Annotated in this window: 15 protein-coding genes; 7 read left to right on the top strand and 8 right to left on the bottom strand. The window is 41.6% G+C overall.

The genetic code is table 11. The features are described 5' to 3' along the window. Positions 1 to 47: 47 nt before the first annotated feature. The 4 genes from U5921_RS01025 to U5921_RS01010 all read right to left on the bottom strand — a co-directional run bounded on the left by U5921_RS01025 (position 48) and on the right by U5921_RS01010 (position 5,080). The gene (locus U5921_RS01025; protein WP_324824683.1) at positions 48 to 2,588 is read right to left on the bottom strand and encodes an ABC transporter permease; all 2,541 of its coding nucleotides are present in this window, start codon (positions 2,586 to 2,588) and stop codon (positions 48 to 50) included. After that, positions 2,588 to 3,274 carry an ABC transporter ATP-binding protein gene (locus U5921_RS01020; RefSeq protein WP_324824682.1) on the bottom strand — a complete coding sequence of 229 codons (687 nt, stop codon included), beginning with the start codon at positions 3,272 to 3,274 and terminating at the stop codon, positions 2,588 to 2,590. The genes U5921_RS01025 and U5921_RS01020 overlap by 1 nt, the downstream gene beginning before the upstream one ends. 143 nt (positions 3,275 to 3,417) lie before the next feature. Beyond that, positions 3,418 to 4,407 carry a HAMP domain-containing sensor histidine kinase gene (locus U5921_RS01015; protein WP_324824681.1) on the bottom strand — a complete coding sequence of 330 codons (990 nt, stop codon included), beginning with the start codon at positions 4,405 to 4,407 and terminating at the stop codon, positions 3,418 to 3,420. Continuing rightward, a complete protein-coding gene (locus tag U5921_RS01010; protein WP_324824680.1) occupies positions 4,394 to 5,080 on the bottom strand; it encodes a response regulator transcription factor in 687 nt (228 codons plus the stop codon). Before U5921_RS01010 ends, U5921_RS01015 begins: the two co-directional genes overlap by 14 nt. Positions 5,081 to 5,325: 245 nt before the next feature. Between U5921_RS01010 and U5921_RS01005 the strand changes: the two genes are divergently transcribed. The 3 genes from U5921_RS01005 to U5921_RS00995 all read left to right on the top strand — a co-directional run bounded on the left by U5921_RS01005 (position 5,326) and on the right by U5921_RS00995 (position 7,688). Continuing rightward, positions 5,326 to 6,330, top strand: coding sequence for a serine hydrolase (locus tag U5921_RS01005; RefSeq protein WP_324824679.1), 1,005 nt, complete (start codon positions 5,326 to 5,328; stop codon positions 6,328 to 6,330). 233 nt (positions 6,331 to 6,563) lie between these two features. Continuing rightward, positions 6,564 to 6,839, top strand: coding sequence for a CD3324 family protein (locus U5921_RS01000; RefSeq protein ID WP_324824678.1), 276 nt, complete (start codon positions 6,564 to 6,566; stop codon positions 6,837 to 6,839). A gap of 132 nt (positions 6,840 to 6,971) precedes the next feature. After that, positions 6,972 to 7,688 (top strand): class I SAM-dependent methyltransferase, encoded by a 717-nt coding sequence (locus U5921_RS00995; protein ID WP_324824677.1) that lies wholly within the window; start codon positions 6,972 to 6,974, stop codon positions 7,686 to 7,688. Positions 7,689 to 7,961: 273 nt separating this feature from the next. On the opposite strand, the gene U5921_RS00990 is transcribed toward U5921_RS00995, so the two are convergent. Continuing rightward, complete coding sequence (locus U5921_RS00990) at positions 7,962 to 8,552, bottom strand: TetR/AcrR family transcriptional regulator (RefSeq protein WP_324824676.1); 591 nt, start codon at positions 8,550 to 8,552, stop codon at positions 7,962 to 7,964. Between the two features lie 179 nt (positions 8,553 to 8,731). On the opposite strand from U5921_RS00990, the gene U5921_RS00985 reads away from it, so the two are divergent. The 3 genes from U5921_RS00985 to U5921_RS00975 are packed head-to-tail and all read left to right on the top strand — an operon-like array spanning position 8,732 to position 12,457. Beyond that, positions 8,732 to 10,003: an aconitase X gene (locus U5921_RS00985; RefSeq protein WP_324824675.1), complete on the top strand. Its 1,272-nt coding sequence runs from the start codon at positions 8,732 to 8,734 to the stop codon at positions 10,001 to 10,003. A 2-nt stretch (positions 10,004 to 10,005) separates the two neighbouring features. After that, a complete protein-coding gene (locus U5921_RS00980) occupies positions 10,006 to 10,449 on the top strand; it encodes an aconitase X swivel domain-containing protein (RefSeq protein WP_324824674.1) in 444 nt (147 codons plus the stop codon). Positions 10,450 to 10,468: 19 nt separating this feature from the next. Continuing rightward, positions 10,469 to 12,457 carry an FAD-dependent oxidoreductase gene (locus U5921_RS00975; protein ID WP_324824673.1) on the top strand — a complete coding sequence of 663 codons (1,989 nt, stop codon included), beginning with the start codon at positions 10,469 to 10,471 and terminating at the stop codon, positions 12,455 to 12,457. 92 nt (positions 12,458 to 12,549) lie between these two features. On the opposite strand, the gene U5921_RS00970 is transcribed toward U5921_RS00975, so the two are convergent. Next, complete coding sequence (locus U5921_RS00970) at positions 12,550 to 13,485, bottom strand: choloylglycine hydrolase family protein (RefSeq protein ID WP_324824672.1); 936 nt, start codon at positions 13,483 to 13,485, stop codon at positions 12,550 to 12,552. 233 nt (positions 13,486 to 13,718) lie between these two features. Here U5921_RS00970 and U5921_RS00965 point away from each other — a divergent pair, with 233 nt between their 5' ends. Continuing rightward, the gene (locus U5921_RS00965) at positions 13,719 to 14,420 is read left to right on the top strand and encodes an alpha/beta hydrolase (RefSeq protein WP_324824671.1); all 702 of its coding nucleotides are present in this window, start codon (positions 13,719 to 13,721) and stop codon (positions 14,418 to 14,420) included. Between the two features lie 81 nt (positions 14,421 to 14,501). Here the strand turns inward: U5921_RS00965 and ychF are convergent, their stop codons facing one another. Both ychF and lgt read right to left on the bottom strand, forming a co-directional pair. Continuing rightward, complete coding sequence (gene ychF, locus U5921_RS00960; protein WP_324824670.1) at positions 14,502 to 15,596, bottom strand: redox-regulated ATPase YchF; 1,095 nt, start codon at positions 15,594 to 15,596, stop codon at positions 14,502 to 14,504. 32 nt (positions 15,597 to 15,628) lie between these two features. After that, positions 15,629 to 16,390, bottom strand: coding sequence for a prolipoprotein diacylglyceryl transferase (gene lgt, locus U5921_RS00955; protein WP_324824669.1), 762 nt, complete (start codon positions 16,388 to 16,390; stop codon positions 15,629 to 15,631). Between the last annotated feature and the right edge of the window lie 75 nt (positions 16,391 to 16,465).

Genomic DNA, 16,465 nt, shown 5'->3' with positions numbered 1-16,465 from the left:
AGATATCGAAGAAATGATTGCCCGATCAGTTCAATATCAGCTTTGAATCAAGCCATATCATCCCGAAGTGCATCGATAATATTTTCTTTTTTGATTTTGTTTGTAGCGTACAGCATCGTAATGAATACAATAACGAGCACACCAAACACGCTAATTGCCATACTGCCCCACGGGAACACAAAACCAACATTTCCGCCGCCGATGATCATGCCCTTATAAATCAGATAGGAAAGAATTCCCGCTAGGGGCAGCCCCCAAAGCATCGTTCGCGCTCCATAAAGAGTGCATTCAAAGCGCATCATTTTATTGAAATCCCGGTCGGACATGCCCACAGAACGGAGCATGGCAAATTCCCGTCTGCGCAGCTTGATATTGGTGGAAATCGAGTTGAAGACGTTCGCAACCGCGATCAGCGAAATCATTATGATAAAAACAACCGAGAACAGATTGACAATGAACGCGATATTGCGGTTTTCCTCCAGTATCCCATGGACATTGTATAGATGATAGTCAGCGGTAATGCTGGCCCCGTCAAGCATCGCCTGCATGGCGGTGGTGGACTGACCGGGATTTTCTGACTGGAAGGTCATGCCGAGCTTTGTAGGCTTCAGCGCCGCGCACAGTGTGTCAAACTGTGGCTTTACCTCATAGGGGGCTATCACCATAAGTGCATATCCGCGGGACTCGCCCGGCTGTGCAGGCAGCAGATCCGGGTAGTCCTGTACAAAAGATGCGCGGATTGTTTTCGTCTGCTCTCCAGTCTTGGAGCAGAGCGTAAATTCCATAGGCTCTTCCTGTGTGTAGAAGCCCTCGGGCAATATTCCTGCTATGACCATTTTTTCGTCCTGTCCGGTGTATTCCTCTGGGGACAGGCCGAGGCTTCCGAGGAGGTTCTGATAAACGCTGTCTTCCACAAACTGAATATCCAGCTGAACTTCTACCGTTTCACTTGACCCATCATAACCGATGAGCTTGCCGTACTCATCCAGAAAGTGACTGGACAAATCATTTGTACCTAGCACACAGGAATAGGTTGAAAGTGCCTGATAAGAACTTTTGGTGACGCCGGTGACGGTTTTCATCTCATTATAAAGCTGGAATAGCTCGCTGTCCTCAATGTCTCGCGTATCGAAAGTGATGTCATAGTCTTCGCTCACCACCGAGGAGCTCTCTGCGATTTGATTCAGATAGGTTCCGAAAGAACTTGCGGACACGAACAAAACGACACTTAATGTAAGCGATAGGATAATACTACGATAACGTCGCTTGTTTCTCTTAAAATTTTTTAACGCAAGCATTTCCTCTAAACCGTAAAGGCGTTTTGCGAGTCTTGAGGTTCTTACGGCTCCTGCTTCCACCTTGACCTCGTTTGTCTGGCGGATACACTCCATCACGGGCATACCGGCGGCCTTCTTTGACGGAATATAGGCTGAAATCAGAATGGTGATCATACTGATCACCGCCGCCGCAACGAGAGCGGGAACAGACACCACCAAGGTCAGCGGTACATTATCATACAAAGCATTTGCAAAATTTTTTGCTACAAGTGTAAGCACAAATTGAATGCTTGGTATCCCAGCCAAAATGCCGATGGGAATGCCAATTGCACCGATGCAAAGCCCTTCAAACAGCACGGAATTGCGTAGCTGCCTTTCTGTGGCTCCCACCGACATGAGAATACCAAACTGGTGTGTGCGTTCATTTAAGGAGATGTTAAAGGAATTATAAATCAGGAACACCGAGCCGAGCATCACAAGGGCAATCAAAATGCCGCCGATGGAATACAGGAGAACGGTAATCAGCTTTTCCCCGGAAAGCCCCATAAAACGCAGTACATCATCGTTCAAAACGTAACTGTACCCCTCTGAAAGGCTGTCCGCATAGGAATGAATCTGATAGGGGTTTTTCAGCGTAATAAATACGCTCAGACTATCCGCTGCACCAGTATTCTCTGTTGTGATTAACGTGTATCCGGGCGCGGCGTACTCCTCGATTGCCGGTCGCTGGCAGATGCCGACAACCGTATAGACTTTCTCTGTTGTTGAGACAAGCGTTTCTTCCCCGGCATGATAGGGATCGTGCTGGCTGAGCCTCTGATCGCCGATTATGCGGTTGCCGACCGGGAGCGTGAGTGTGTCGCCCACCGAAATTTTTACACCGCCGTTTGCCGCAATATGAGCTGGTATCACGACCTCGCCGCCGTTCTCCGGCAGTCTGCCGGAAAGCAGCTTGATGGGCAGCGTGTCCAAAGCTTCCTCATTCCACCCGGAAATAAAAAGATAAGGTTTATCAGGATTTTGTCCGCCCTCCAATGTGGCATATCCGATGTTTTGCAGCGTTACGGCATTTGCTACTCGACTGTCCTCTGTCTGCTTCTGTACAAAGGAGGAATCTGTATCCGGGATTTCAATATGCCAGTCACCATATTTGGCAGCGGCACCGTTAATCATATAGCTTTGCAGGGAAACGGCAAAGGTAGCGACCGCCGTAATCATGGCGGCGGAAAGAATTACTCCAATAATCGTTACTAATGTGCGTGTACGGCTCTTTTTCAAGCCTTGCAGGGCGACTTTATTAAAGATGTTCATTATCGTGCCACCTGCCTCTCATCCCGCACCACTTGCCCATCTGCGATGGTAATAATACGGTCTGCCTGCAAAGCGATGTTTTCATCGTGGGTGACAAGGATCAGGGTCTGCCCATATTTTTGATTGCTTTCTTTCAGCAGTTTGATGATTTCTTGTCCATTACGGCTGTCTAAGCTTCCGGTCGGTTCATCTGCCAGCATGACTGCTGGGGCATTCATCAAAGCACGTCCGATCGCAACACGCTGTTGCTGACCACCTGAAAGCTGGTTTGGCAAATGTGTTTTACGTTTTTGCAGTCCGAGCAAATCCAAAAGGTCATTTAGCCGCTCTTGATTGACTTTCCGCTTATCCATCAGAATTGGTAGGGTAATGTTCTCTTCTACATTTAAGGTAGGAATAAGATTGTGAAACTGATAAATCAGCCCAACCTGCCGTCTGCGAAAAATAGCGAGTTTTTCACTGTTTTCTGCGTATATATCCTGCCCTTCCAAATATATTTTGCCACTTGTCGGTACATCCACGCCGCCAATGCTGTGAAGGAGAGTAGATTTGCCTGACCCGGAAGAGCCGATGATGGCGGTAAAACCTCCTTTTTCGATTTCAAGCGAAACATGATCAAGTGCGGTAACTTGGTTTTCCCCTTTACCGTAGACTTTGCATAAATTTTCAATTTTTAAAAACTCCATTTTATGAGTCTCCTTTCCGATGCATTTAAGTTTTGTACAGATTACATAGGGACAAAGCTTTTTACTGAAGGTGTTTTTTCAATTAGTACTTATATGATAAAACCTTCAACTTACATCTCGGTGACTTTTAAGTGAGAGATTCGTCACTTTGGAAAACGAATCGCGAAGATCGCGCCACCCAGCGGGTGATTTTTAGCGGTGATCGTTCCACCTTGCCGTGTGATAATCGTCTTGCAAAGAGCTAATCCAATCCCGTAGCCTGTGGCACCCGCGTTTTTTCCACGATAGAACCGCTCAAACAAGAAGGGTAAACTTTCTTTTTCAAAGCCTGTGCCGCTGTCGTGAACAGTAATTTCGGTAAAGAGCGGGTTATCTTCACAAATAATCTCGATCTTTCCGTTATCACCTATACTTTCAATGCAATTTTTGAAAATATTTTGAATGGCTTCTGAAAGCCAGCAGTAATCACCTTGAATCAGTATTTCTTTTGGTACATCTACTTGCAAAGCAATCTCATGCAGTTCCATTGGAATCAAAAACGGATGAAGTGCTGTATTTATCAATCGGTGAACATTGATCCGCTCATTTTGGAAAAACACAATGCCTGCATCTAAGCGGGATAGTTTCAGTAGGGAAGTAAGCAGCCAATCCATCTGTATAAATAATTCTTTTGTTTCCCGTATCAATACGCCCCGTTCCTTTTCATCAGGGGTATTCTCCAATAATGATAAAATAAGGTTTATGGATGTGAGAGGGGTACGGAGTTGGTGAGCGATGTCCGCCATTGAATCCGCAAGGTGTTCTTTTTCTTTCTTTAGTGCATCGTTTTGCTCCCGAATACGCAGCGTCATCTTTGTTATCTCACTCTGAAGAATGGAAAGTTCGCCTTCATCCGATTCACCTATATACAGATGGTCAGCGTTATGAAGTACAAGATCGATTTGATCTGAAATATGTGCAATGCTATCATACCTGTTTTTCGTAAATGCAAAAAAAACGGTACCAAAAGCAGTGGTAGAAGCAATGGTAAGGAGCCCAGCTGCTGTATTGATTGTAAATCCCAGAGTTGCAGCAGCAACGGCAATTAAGGAGAATAAAAGGGCATATTGCCGAAACTCTCTATTCCGAAGCATGATCGTCCCCCAATCTGTAACCCGTTCCACGAACGGTCAGAATGATTTGCGGGTTTGCAGGGTTGACTTCAATTTTCTCCCTTAGGCGCTTAATGTATACAGTCAGTGTGTTATCATTGACAAATTCCCCCGCAGCGTCCCACAATTCATCGAGAAGCCTGCTTCTTGTGATAATGCTTTTGGGATTGTTTATAAACACCAGCAGCAAGCGGTATTCTAGGGCAGAAAGAAAGACTTCACGACCTTCTTTTTTTACGATGCTACTTGCCGTATCGACAGAAAGAGCGCCGATTTCAAAAGAGGATGGAGAACGACCGCTTTTGCGCAGAGCCGTTTTGATTCGCGCAATCAGTTCACGCGGACGAAAAGGCTTGATGATGTAGTCATCTGCGCCCATATTTAGGCCGGTGACAACACTCGCTTCATCACTGAAAGCTGTTAGAAAAAGAATAGGAATATCTTGCGCCTCTTTGATTTCTGTGCAAACTGTAAATCCATTCCCGTCAGGTAAAGAAATGTCAACAAGTGCCAAGTCAAATTTATTTTCAGCAAGTGCAGCAAGGGCTTCACTTCGTGTAGAGGCATGAGTGACTGTAAATCCCTCTGAACGGAGCAAAAGCACAAGGTTTTTTGCAATTGCCTTATCGTCCTCAACTAAAAATATTCGCTTCATGTATTTTTACCATCCTTTGCTTTATTGGTTTTATATTTAGTTATAGTTTGCAGCGCCATGCACTTATGTGTATACCTCTGCATAAGAACTATTATATTTTGCCTTTACAAAGAAAACAAGTGTGTTACAATTCGTGCTTCGCAGTAAAAGAAAATTAATTTTAAAATTGATCTTGCAAAAAATTTTTAATCATTATATCCTTTGTTTTAAGGATATCCTTTATACTTAAAGGAGGAATTGATTTGATGGGTCAAGAAAAAATGAAACCACTGGAAGAGAAGCTAAATAGCGAGTACAATAATATAGCAGGTATGATTGTACAAAGAGACGGCATAAAATTATACGAAAACTATTTTAATGGATATACAGAAGAGCAGGCAATCCACATTGCATCAGTTACAAAAAGTGTTTTTTCTGTGTTGATTGGTATCGCCATAGATAGGGGAGCGATTAAAAGTGTAGATCAGAAAGTATTGGATTTTTTTCCGGATTACACGGTTAAAGCAGGTGAAAAAACAATACAGAATATTACCATTAAAAATCTCCTTACCATGACTGCGCCGTATAAATATAAGACGGAACCATACGAAACATTCTTTACAAGTCCGAATCCAATTCAGGATGCACTCGATTTATTAGGAGGAGATGGTTCGATTGGAGAATTTAATTATTCCGCCATTGGTGGAAGTCATATTTTATCAGGAATCCTTGTAAGGGCAACAGGACGGTCAGTGCTTGACTTTGCTATGGAAAACTTGTTTTTGCCTCTGAGTATTCAGGTTTCACACAATCTGACACTGCGTAGTAAGGAAGAACATATTGCCGTTATGAATGATAAAAACACCAGTGGATGGGTTGTTGATCCGCAAGGGATAAATACCGCAAGCTGGGGACTTTTTCTGACACCTTCGGATATGACAAAGATAGGGCAGTTGTACTTAAATGGAGGAAGCTGGAATGGAAGGCAGATTGTATCGGCGGAGTGGATCGATGAGAGTACAAAGGAGCATAGCCGCTGTGTTCCGTGGGGCAATTTAGCTTACGGCTATCTTTGGTGGGTGATTGACAGAGAGAGTTATGCAGCGTTAGGAGATGGGGGGAATGTAATTTACGTCAATACAAAGAAAAAAATGATTGTATCTATTGCGTCTCTCTTTATGCCGGATGCTAAGGATCGGATCAAACTGATTAAAGAATATATAGAACCAATGTTTGCAGAGGAGAAAGAAGCGCCCTCTTGCATTGAATGAAACACTTATCCGGCTTGAGAATGAAGAGTGTAACAAACTGTTCGACAGTAAAAAGGCAATAAATGATTGCAAAAGATAATTACAGTAGATGAATTAGAAAGGAGCGTTGTCTTATCCTTAAAAGTAAAGGTGAATTAGAGTCGGTGTTGTGTGCAGCAAGGACTGTCGCATAATACAAATATGAAGATAGTCCTTGCGTAATCCTACTTTTTTAATATATAGGAGGACACACAATGGACTATAAAAATGCAAGCTGCGTATTACCGGACGATTTAATTGCGGCAATACAACAGCATGTTGATGGCGAATATCTTTATATCCCCCGAAAAGCTGAAAACAAAAAAGGCTGGGGAGAACTGAAAAATAGCAGACGACTGCTTCATGAGCGCAATATAGCTATTTTTGAAGGATATAGATGCGGTGCATCGGTCGAAAAATTGGCAGAAAAATATTATTTGTCGCCAAAGAGTATCTATAAGATATTAGCTGCAATAAAATATGATAAATAACACAAGGAGCGGCATGGCAGGAGTACATGTCGCTTTTTTAATTCTGTATCGTTAAGTAGGGAGCTTTTATAAAAGGAGTGCGGTATCATTTAATCGTGTATAGACAATAAAAGAAAGTAAGGAGAAATCAAAATGGAATACATTAAGAGCCAAAAGTATAACAAACCTGAATTATTGGCTAAAATTATGGGACCTAACCCATTCAAACTGCAAGAGGAAATGCTGCGGAATCATAAAATTCCTGCCGGAAGTATCGTCTGTGATCTTGGGTGCGGGCAAGGACTTACAAGCGTTATGCTTGTAAAAGATTACGGCTTCACTGTTTACGCTGCTGACCTATGGAGTGAGCCGCACGAAAACCGCAGATTCTTTTTTGAAATGGGCTTAACCCTTGAACAGATTACGCCAGTTAAGGTCGATGCGACTGCTCTGCCGTTTGAAAAAGAATTTTTTGATGCGGTAGTCAGTACCGATTCTTATAACTATTGGGGGCGTGATCCGAACTATTTAGATGAAAAACTATTACCTTTTGTAAAGAGTGGCGGGTACATTTATTGCTGCGTTCCCGGCATGAAAAAGGATTGTCACGATAACCTGCCAAAAGAGCTGCTTCTCTCATGGACACCGGAACAGCTAGCCTATTTGCGTGATACTGCCTATTGGACGGAAATAGTGAATCGCAGTCGGGATGCAGAGGTTATTTCCATATACGAAATGGAGAGCAACGAAAACGTTTGGGAGGATTGGCTGAATCAGGAAAATGAGATTGCGGTCAATGATCGCAAGTCAATGGGTGCAGGCGGCGGAAAATATTTAAATTTTACAGCTTTTGTCTTACAAAAAAAATAGTATGGATTCTTTAATCGATATCAGTTTATTGATGTAAAGCAGAAACAAGATAATAAAACAAAGAGCCAACAGCAGGTTAAAATCTTCTGAATTTGGCTCTTTTTGTATCTAAGAAATTCTTATATAATTTACGTAAATTAGTAAACTTATCAAATTATTATGCTGCTTATCTGCAATCACCGTACTTGTTTTACAGCAACTTTAAAACTTCTGTCTTTTGCTTCTCGTTTTGAAGGGCTTAAGTGGAATAAGAAGATTCTTTGTTACATTAGATTACGGATTTGTCAGCTGGTCAAAAACGAAGAGCAAATCTTTCTCAGCCCGTTTCATCAAATCGTAGGAATAATCGTTGAGGCACCAGTCAAAAATCACGCCTCGGTTGATTCGTATCAGAAAGGAAGTGAGCTCATGTACTGTCATGTTGGTATGAATCATATCGCTTTGCATCGCTTTTCCTACTAGTTTTTCTATGACTTGATAGTATTTTCTTATCGGTTTTACGGAGTATTTTACATCGGTTGACAACTGAGCAATATACAGCTCTTTTGTCAGGTTAGCAGACTCTTCTATAACATATTTTGTTTGGTGAAGTAATATGAATTTGATATCCTCTACAGGATCGTGAAATTCATAATTTTGAAGTAGAAGGTCCAACGCCTCATCATATAAGGCGAAGCCTTTGTTCACCATCTCTTCTTTAGAACGGAAGTGATGATAAAATGCACCGGTAGAGATACCAGCTTCCAGGCATAGCTGACGAACACTCATGTTTTGATAACCCTTTTTTTGAATTAAATTCAAGGCAACCCGTATAATATTGTTTTTTGTCTGGGCAGCCTGTTCGACTCTTTTTTTTCTTGCCATAAATTATTTTCGCTCCCACTAAGTAACAGTTTTTCTAATCATAATCTTTTTTAAAAAGAAAAGCAAGGTAAACGAATTTAAGCTGATTGACAAAAGAATAACGAAGTGCTAACATTGACATAACAACGTTCGGTTAAAAAGGATCGTTGGAAACATGATAAATGAAAAGGAGGGAAATTATGCGGTTAACAAACGAAGAGCAGGATATTCTCAATGGCAAACATGGAGAGATTCTGCAAAAGACAATGGAGACGCTTGTAAGGTATGGTGACATGTATGATGCAGAATGTCTTGTGTCTCTGGATGGACCTGTGCATCTCGTATGTTCTTTTGGAATGCCGGCCTTAAAGCCTTTGTCAAGAATTATGAAAGAAATGATTGATGCCGGAATCAGGACTGAATTGCCGTTTACGGCAGACCCGCAGCCGATCGACTATGAGAATGTGCCAGCTACGAAGCAGGAGCAGGAAATGTATCACCTGTTATATGGTACTCAGAAGGAATATGAGAGTATGCTGGCAAAGCTGGGAATGAAGAATGAAAATGCTTATACCTGCGCATGCTATTTCGATGAGGTGGGTAATACGCCAAAGTTTGGAGACAACCTGGCATGGGCAGAATCTTCAGCGGTGGTTTATGCGAATTCCGTATTGGGAGCTCGCACAAACAGGACATCCGGTGTAATGGAATTTTTCAGTGGAATTATCGGGAAGACTCCAAAATTTGGTTTTTTGACTGACGAAGGGAGAAAGGCTGACTGGATCATAGAGTTGAGAACCTCTAAGCTCCCTCGCCCTCAGATTTTGGGGAGTGCAATTGGAAGAAAGGTCGTAGAAAAGGTACCATACGTAAATGGACTCGAGCAGTTTCTCGGAACCGAATTGACTCCAGCAGTAAAGGACTATCTCAAGGATATGGGAGCCGCAACTGCATCAAATGGTGCGGTGGGGCTTTATCATGTTGACAATCTGACACCGGAGTCGAAAAAGTACGGAGAAGAACTGATCAGAGAAAATGCATCCGTTTATGTCATCGATGATGCAGAGTTAGAGAGAGTGGTAAATTCTTATCCGATTCTTTGGGAGGATTTGAATGCTAAACCTGACAGGGCATTTATCGGGTGTCCCCATGCATCCTTCAATCAGCTTAAAGAATGGACAGAAACTTTTGAACAGGCACTTGAGAAGAGCGGACAGGAGAAAGTTACAGTAAACACTATAATAACCAGTGCACCAGACGTTATCGCAAAATTTAAAGAGACAGAATACTATACGAGGCTAATGAAAACAGGGGTGAAGATATCCCATATTTGTCCTCTGATGTATATGTCAAATCCACTCTGTGCGAAAAAACCGATTATTACAAATTCAAACAAGCTGAGAACTTATTCTACTGCACGATATGTTGACGACCAAGAGCTTGTAAATCTTGTAGTAAAGGGGGCGTTTTAGGAATGGATAAATTTCAGGGAAGAGCAGTCATTTCTGGGCAGGTTAAAGGAAATGCGATGGTTTCTAAAAAAGGGTTCAATGTACTTTCGTCCTATATGGGCGCATTGGTATCTAATGGGAAACAGACACTGTGCACGGATCAAAATAATCCGGATTTGTTTCAGAGGGATTTGGCAGGAGCAATTCTATGTATCCCACAGGTCATTGGTTCTACTACAGCGGGTATGCTGATTCAAACCGTAGCAGCTATGGGTATTCATCCAAAAGCAATGCTGTTTTCAGCAACAGCCGAATCATTGGCGATTTCGGGTGTTCTCTTGGCAGATATCTGGGAAAATACAAAGATTATTACGGTTGATGGTTTGGGTGAGCGATTTTTGGAGTCAGTTCAGGAAGGGCAGATCGTGGAAGTTACAGAAGATGGCACGGTAACCTTATTTGAATAAAAAGAAATGGAGAAAAGATATGAGTACAAAATACAAAGAGCTTTTTGAGCCTGCATCTATTGGAAAAATACAAATAAAAAATAAATTATCCATGGCTCCAATGGGGCCTGTCGGATATGCGGATGCGCTGGGTGCTATGAACCAAAGGCTGCAAGAGTATTATGTAGAACGGGCAAAGGGCGGAATCGGATTAATTATTACTGGAATTTGCAGCGTAGACTTGAATATTGAAGGTATGGTAAAACCGGGGCTACCGTGTCCGACGCAGAATCCGCTGGCATTTATTCACGAAGCGTATCAGATGAATGAAAGAATACATGCGTATGGTACAAGGATTTTTCTTCAGCTTACGGGCGGACTTGGAAGAAGTGCATTGCCTGGATTTGCTACCAAATTTATCGCTCCGTCAGAGAATGAGAATCGATTTGATCCAAACATCAAACATAGAGAAATGACAATTGAAGAAATAAAAAACTTGATTCAAAAATTTGTCATGTCCGCAGTGGTGGCTAAAAAAGCAGGATTTGACGGTGTAGAGGTGCATGCGGTTCATGAAGGATACCTTTTGGATCAGTTTGCTATAGCACTTTTTAATCGCAGAACAGATGAGTACGGCGGTTCGCTTGAAAATCGGCTGAGAGTTGCTACTGAGATCGTTAAAGGGATTAAGGCGGCTTGCGGAGCTGATTTTCCGGTCAGCCTGCGCTATAGTTTGAAAAGCTGTATGAAAGGAATTCGACGAGGCGGATTGCCGGGCGAAGAGTATGAAGAGGCTGGAAAAGATATCGAAGAAGGCATCGAGGCCGCTAAAATTCTGGTCGCAGCAGGCTATGATGCATTGAATGTGGATGCGGGAACGTATGATTCTTGGTATTGGAATCATCCGCCTATGTATTTTGAAGATGGGATGTACAGAGATTTCGGCAGACTTGTAAAACAGAACGTCGATGTACCAGTTATTTTGGCAGGAAGAATGGAAAATCCTGAAATGGCAGTGGAAGCACTTGGGGATTCTTGTGATATTATAGGGCTTGGCAGACAGCTCTTGACAGATCCGTATTATCCGGAAAAAGTGAGAACCGGAAGGTTAGATGAAATACGACCATGTCTCGGATGTCATGAGGGATGCCTGGGAAGAATCGCAAATGCACCTGTGAGCTGCGCCGTAAACCCAACTTGCGGCAGAGAGAAAATTTACGGATTTGCACCGGCATATAAGAAAAAATATATTCTTGTCATCGGAGGCGGCATAGCAGGAATGGAGGCAGCGAGAGTTCTTGCTGAAAGGGGACATATTGTTACCCTTTGCGAAAAGAGTGGCAGCCTTGGAGGAAATTTGATTCCGGGAAGTGTTCCTCACTTCAAACGCTATGACAGAGCTTTAGTCAAATGGTATCAAAAACAACTTGAACTTCTCAAGGTGGAAGTTAAGATGAACTGTGAGGTAACAGCTGAAAATATATCGGATTACAAAGTGGATGAAATCATTACGGCAACTGGTTCGAAACCAATTCAGAGCAAGTTTGGATCGGAGACGTTTGCAACGACTGCAGATGAAGTGCTTCTCGGAAAAGCAGAGGTTGGAGAAAGCGTGGTTGTAATCGGCGGCGGACTGGTTGGATGTGAAACGGCTCTATGGCTGGCGCAGAACGGAAAGAAAGTCACAGTTATCGAAATGGCAAAGGAAATACTGGGAGGTCATGGAGTCCTTCCTCATATGAATCATGATATGCTTGTGGATTTGCTGGCTTTTCATAAGGTAGATATCTATACAAGCAGCACTGTGAAGAGTATAGATGGAGGCAAAGTAACAGCGGAAACGCCGCAGGGAGAATGTTCTTTCCCGGCCGATACAGTTATTTCAGCTATCGGTTACCGTGAAAATAATGCATTGTACAATGCATTAAAAGATGTGGATATTCCAGTTCACAACATCGGGGATTCCCAAAAAGTGCACAATATCATGTATTCCATTTGGAACGCATATGAACTTGCCAGGGAACTGTAACTTTTTATAATCAGTAAAAAATATTAAAATAAAAATGCCCTCAAGGAATGGTCACTTGAGGGCATCTGCATACAATTTATTAAATGTTAAGATTAGATTTGTGGCAGCGCTTCTTGCCAGAGGCTGGCCGTCTTAATATCGATATCATCATATGTCTTATAGAAATATTCGCAGGTATCTGTATTAATAAATGCGGTATATTTCGTATAGTCATAGGTGTCTCGGCTGGTTATAACGGCGCCTTTTGGTATGGATACGCTTTCTAAGATATGAAAACATGCTGCGATTGCTTCTTGGCGGTCCTGTGGCATTGGCAGATGTGTTTTTAAATAAGAGGTTCGCACAAATCGCTCAGGAGAGGTAAAACCACCGGGAAGAGACGTTGTTCCTGCAGCCTGCCCAAAAGGAGCTAATTGAATGTTATCCCAAAAAACTTCTTCTTTTTGCGTTGGAGTGGCTTCTGTATAGTTTCTCAAATTTGTCATATGCCAATTAAAATCAGGGCTGTTTGCCATAACGCCAATCGGATTATCTATTAGCTCCAGACCTTTTGCAGTAGGCTCAATTACCACACATGCCCCGCTTCTGTCAGTAGCAATCCAGTGTAACGGTGCGATTGTATGAGTAACAGGGTCTGGAACTCCTGCTATAGTAATGTCATTGAGCAGAGAAGGAAGCTCTTTCACAGAAGCACAGTTCCCTAGAATATAGTGAAGAAAATCAATAGATGCGATTTGTTCAGCGTTATTTGACCCAGTGTTATATTGAGCGTAGCCGGCGAAATATAACACTGCTGCTGCAAAGCCCTTTTCATTGACACCATCGAAAAAACCTAAGATTCCATCAAGCTCTTGACCAAGACCGATAAATCGGTAGGTATCTGTGATTAAATGATTGTTTATGGTATTGTACCATGTGTAAGAACTGGGAACGATATAGAGCTGTGGAATAATATCATGTGAAAAGTCCATTGTACGACCAAAGAAAATCTCATTAGATTGGGACTGTAATGTCATTGCTGTACACATATAGAAATGTCCTCCAAAAAATTATTTATATAATATATGAGAATAAACAGTGAATATATGCTGTAAACTGGATCGGAAGTACAGAAATGCGAGTAAAGATTAAAAATAAATTTGCTTAGATGAAGAACTGCCCTTCGCAAATCTTCTTACACCTTGCGAAGGGCAGAAATGAGATGCATAATAAAATAAGATAAAATTCTCTAGAAAGAGGGAATTAAAAGTTTGGAGGAAACATGATAAAAGAACAGATATTAATCAATGGCATTCCTGCTATTTTGTGGGGAAATGATAGCACGAAAATTATAATTGCGGTACATGGTAACCTGTCTTCAAAAGAGGATATTCCAATTACGCTCCTTGCAGAACATGCAGTTCCATTGGGCTATCAAGTACTTAGCTTTGACTTACCTGAACACGGAGATAGAAAAAATAGTCCCACACTCTGTAAAGTAGAAAACTGCATTTCTGATCTAAAAAATGTTTTAGAATTTGCACGCATGAAATCAAATACAATCAGTTTGTGGGCAAACAGCATAGGAGCCTATTTTAGCTTACTGGCCTATCAAGACGAACCATTAAAGAAAAGCTTATTTCTTTCTCCTGTCGTAGATATGAGTCGAATGATTCAGAATATGATGTGTTGGTTTGACGTGACAGAAGAACAACTCTATGAGAAAAAAGAAATACTTACACCGATTGGCCAAACTTTATATTGGGATTACTACCAATATGTCATAGAAAATCCAATTATAAAATGGAATGCCCCAACTTCCATTTTGTATGGAAGAAAAGATGAATTATGTGAGTATGATAGATTAGCAGCATTTATTACAAGATTTAATTGCAGCCTTACCATCTCAGATTTTTCTGAACACTATTTTCACACAGAAGAAGACTTGACAGCTTACCGGAAGTGGCTTGCAGAAAATATTTGATGACAAAATAATCGCAGCTTTGAGTGATAAAAACTAGATAATAGAATAAAAAAAGGTTAGCATTGCTAACCTTTTTTGTTCTTATACATTAAACAGGAAGTGCATTACATCGCCGTCTTTAACGATATATTCTTTTCCTTCTGAGCGAATTAAGCCTTTTTCTTTTGCTGTGGCGAGATTTCCGCCGCATTCAATCAGCTTATCGTATGCAATCGTTTCTGCTCGAATGAATCCTTTTTCGAAATCTGTATGAATTTTTCCGGCTGCCTGTGGAGCCTTATTTCCCCGTTTAATCGTCCAAGCACGCACCTCCGGTTCACCGGCAGTTAAGAAGGAGATTAGATCAAGCAGATGATAAGAGGCTTTGACCAATTTGTCCAGACCAGATTCTGTAATTCCCAGGTCTTCAAAAAAGGCAAGCTTTTCTTCCTCATCTAATTCTGCAATTTCAGCTTCCAGCTTTGCACATACAACGACCACTTCAGAACCTTCTGTTTCTGCAAATGCACGAACCTTTTTTACAAACTCGTTTTCTTCGCTGTCCGCAATTTCTTCTTCGGAAACGTTAGCAGCATAGATAATCGGCTTAAAGGAGAGAAGATCTAAACTTTTGACCAATTCAAGCTCATCATCGCCTAATTTCAATGTACGAGCAGATAGGCCTTGTTCCAATACTGCCAGCACTTTCTTTAAGAGGTCAATTTCTTTTTGCAGGCTCTTATCACCTTTCAGGTTTTTTTGAGTTCTTTGGATCCGTCGCTCTATGATTTCCATATCAGATAAAATCAGTTCCATATTTATAGTCTCAATGTCAGAAAGCGGGTTGATTTTTCCGTCAACATGAACGACATTTGGGTCTTCAAAACAACGAACAACATGTACGATCGCAGCAACCTCACGGATATGTCCTAAAAATTTATTTCCTAAGCCTTCTCCTTTTGAAGCACCTTTTACAAGGCCTGCAATGTCGTAAAACTCAATGGCAGTATAGACTGTTTTTTTCGAATGATACATTTCATGAAGAACTTTTAGTCGTTCGTCGGGTACGGTAACCACACCTACGTTTGGTTCTATTGTACAAAATGGGTAATTTGCCGCTTCTGCGCCGGCTTTTGTGATGGCATTGAATAAAGTGCTTTTGCCAACGTTGGGAAGTCCCACAATACCTAATTTCATTATCAAAATCTCCTTATCGTTTGTTTGATTTATTAGTAAAAAATGCGCCCTTTTTTGCTGTTTTTATGCGATAGTGGAATGTAAATAAGAAGAAATACAATAAAAACGGCTGCACTAAAAACTTGTGCCTGACGGAAAGGTCCGATCATAAGGCTGTCGGTTCGAAGGTGTTCGATGAAGAACCGTTCGAACGAATACAAGATTCCGTAGAGCAGAAAGATTTGTCCTTCAAATTTACGATGATTATCAACTATAATTAAAACCAGAAATAATAAGAAGCACCAGATGGATTCATAAAGAAAGGTAGGATGTACCATTTCATTTCCGACTTGTATTGCCCAAGGCAGGTTGGTTGGAGTGCCGTGCGCCTCTTGATTAAAATAATTTCCCCATCGTCCGATTGCTTGTGCAAGCGCAATGGCAGGTGCAACTAAGTCTAAAGCATTTAAAGGTCGAATATTCCGGATTAAGCAGAGCGCGATTCCAATTGAAACACCGACAATCAAACCACCGTGAATTGCTAATCCACCTAAACGAGTATTAATAATTTTATAAAAATCCCCTTGATAATCTTCCCAGTTAAAGAGAACATAATAGGCTCTTGCTCCTATAATTGCAAAGGGAAGGCAAATCATGACAATATCAAATATTCGCTCCGGCTCGATGTCATGACGGGGAGCTCTTTTATATACAATAAGAATGGCAAATAGTATACCGATTGCAATCAGAACGCCGTACCACATAACATCAATTCCAAAAATAGTAACTGCTATTGGATTGGGAATGGGTAGCATAATAACCTCCTACAGTCATCTGAATTTCTTTGTTCTTATATCAAAGTTCCCATATATTATACACTATTTTTAATA

It is taken from the genome of Sinanaerobacter sp. ZZT-01, from assembly GCF_035621135.1.
Lineage (GTDB): Bacteria > Bacillota > Clostridia > Peptostreptococcales > Anaerovoracaceae > IOR16.
The sequence above is the reverse complement of the archived record's forward strand: the minus strand, read 5'-3'. Positions and strand labels throughout refer to the sequence as shown.

Coding starts and splice junctions, on each gene's coding strand:
- U5921_RS01025 (WP_324824683.1), bottom strand. CDS start 2,588: ATGAACATCTTTAATAAAGTCGCCCTGCAAGGCTTGAAAAAGAGCCGT.
- U5921_RS01020 (WP_324824682.1), bottom strand. CDS start 3,274: ATGGAGTTTTTAAAAATTGAAAATTTATGCAAAGTCTACGGTAAAGGG.
- U5921_RS01015 (WP_324824681.1), bottom strand. CDS start 4,407: ATGCTTCGGAATAGAGAGTTTCGGCAATATGCCCTTTTATTCTCCTTA.
- U5921_RS01010 (WP_324824680.1), bottom strand. CDS start 5,080: ATGAAGCGAATATTTTTAGTTGAGGACGATAAGGCAATTGCAAAAAAC.
- U5921_RS01005 (WP_324824679.1), top strand. CDS start 5,326: ATGGGTCAAGAAAAAATGAAACCACTGGAAGAGAAGCTAAATAGCGAG.
- U5921_RS01000 (WP_324824678.1), top strand. CDS start 6,564: ATGGACTATAAAAATGCAAGCTGCGTATTACCGGACGATTTAATTGCG.
- U5921_RS00995 (WP_324824677.1), top strand. CDS start 6,972: ATGGAATACATTAAGAGCCAAAAGTATAACAAACCTGAATTATTGGCT.
- U5921_RS00990 (WP_324824676.1), bottom strand. CDS start 8,552: ATGGCAAGAAAAAAAAGAGTCGAACAGGCTGCCCAGACAAAAAACAAT.
- U5921_RS00985 (WP_324824675.1), top strand. CDS start 8,732: ATGCGGTTAACAAACGAAGAGCAGGATATTCTCAATGGCAAACATGGA.
- U5921_RS00980 (WP_324824674.1), top strand. CDS start 10,006: ATGGATAAATTTCAGGGAAGAGCAGTCATTTCTGGGCAGGTTAAAGGA.
- U5921_RS00975 (WP_324824673.1), top strand. CDS start 10,469: ATGAGTACAAAATACAAAGAGCTTTTTGAGCCTGCATCTATTGGAAAA.
- U5921_RS00970 (WP_324824672.1), bottom strand. CDS start 13,485: ATGTGTACAGCAATGACATTACAGTCCCAATCTAATGAGATTTTCTTT.
- U5921_RS00965 (WP_324824671.1), top strand. CDS start 13,719: ATGATAAAAGAACAGATATTAATCAATGGCATTCCTGCTATTTTGTGG.
- ychF (WP_324824670.1), bottom strand. CDS start 15,596: ATGAAATTAGGTATTGTGGGACTTCCCAACGTTGGCAAAAGCACTTTA.
- lgt (WP_324824669.1), bottom strand. CDS start 16,390: ATGCTACCCATTCCCAATCCAATAGCAGTTACTATTTTTGGAATTGAT.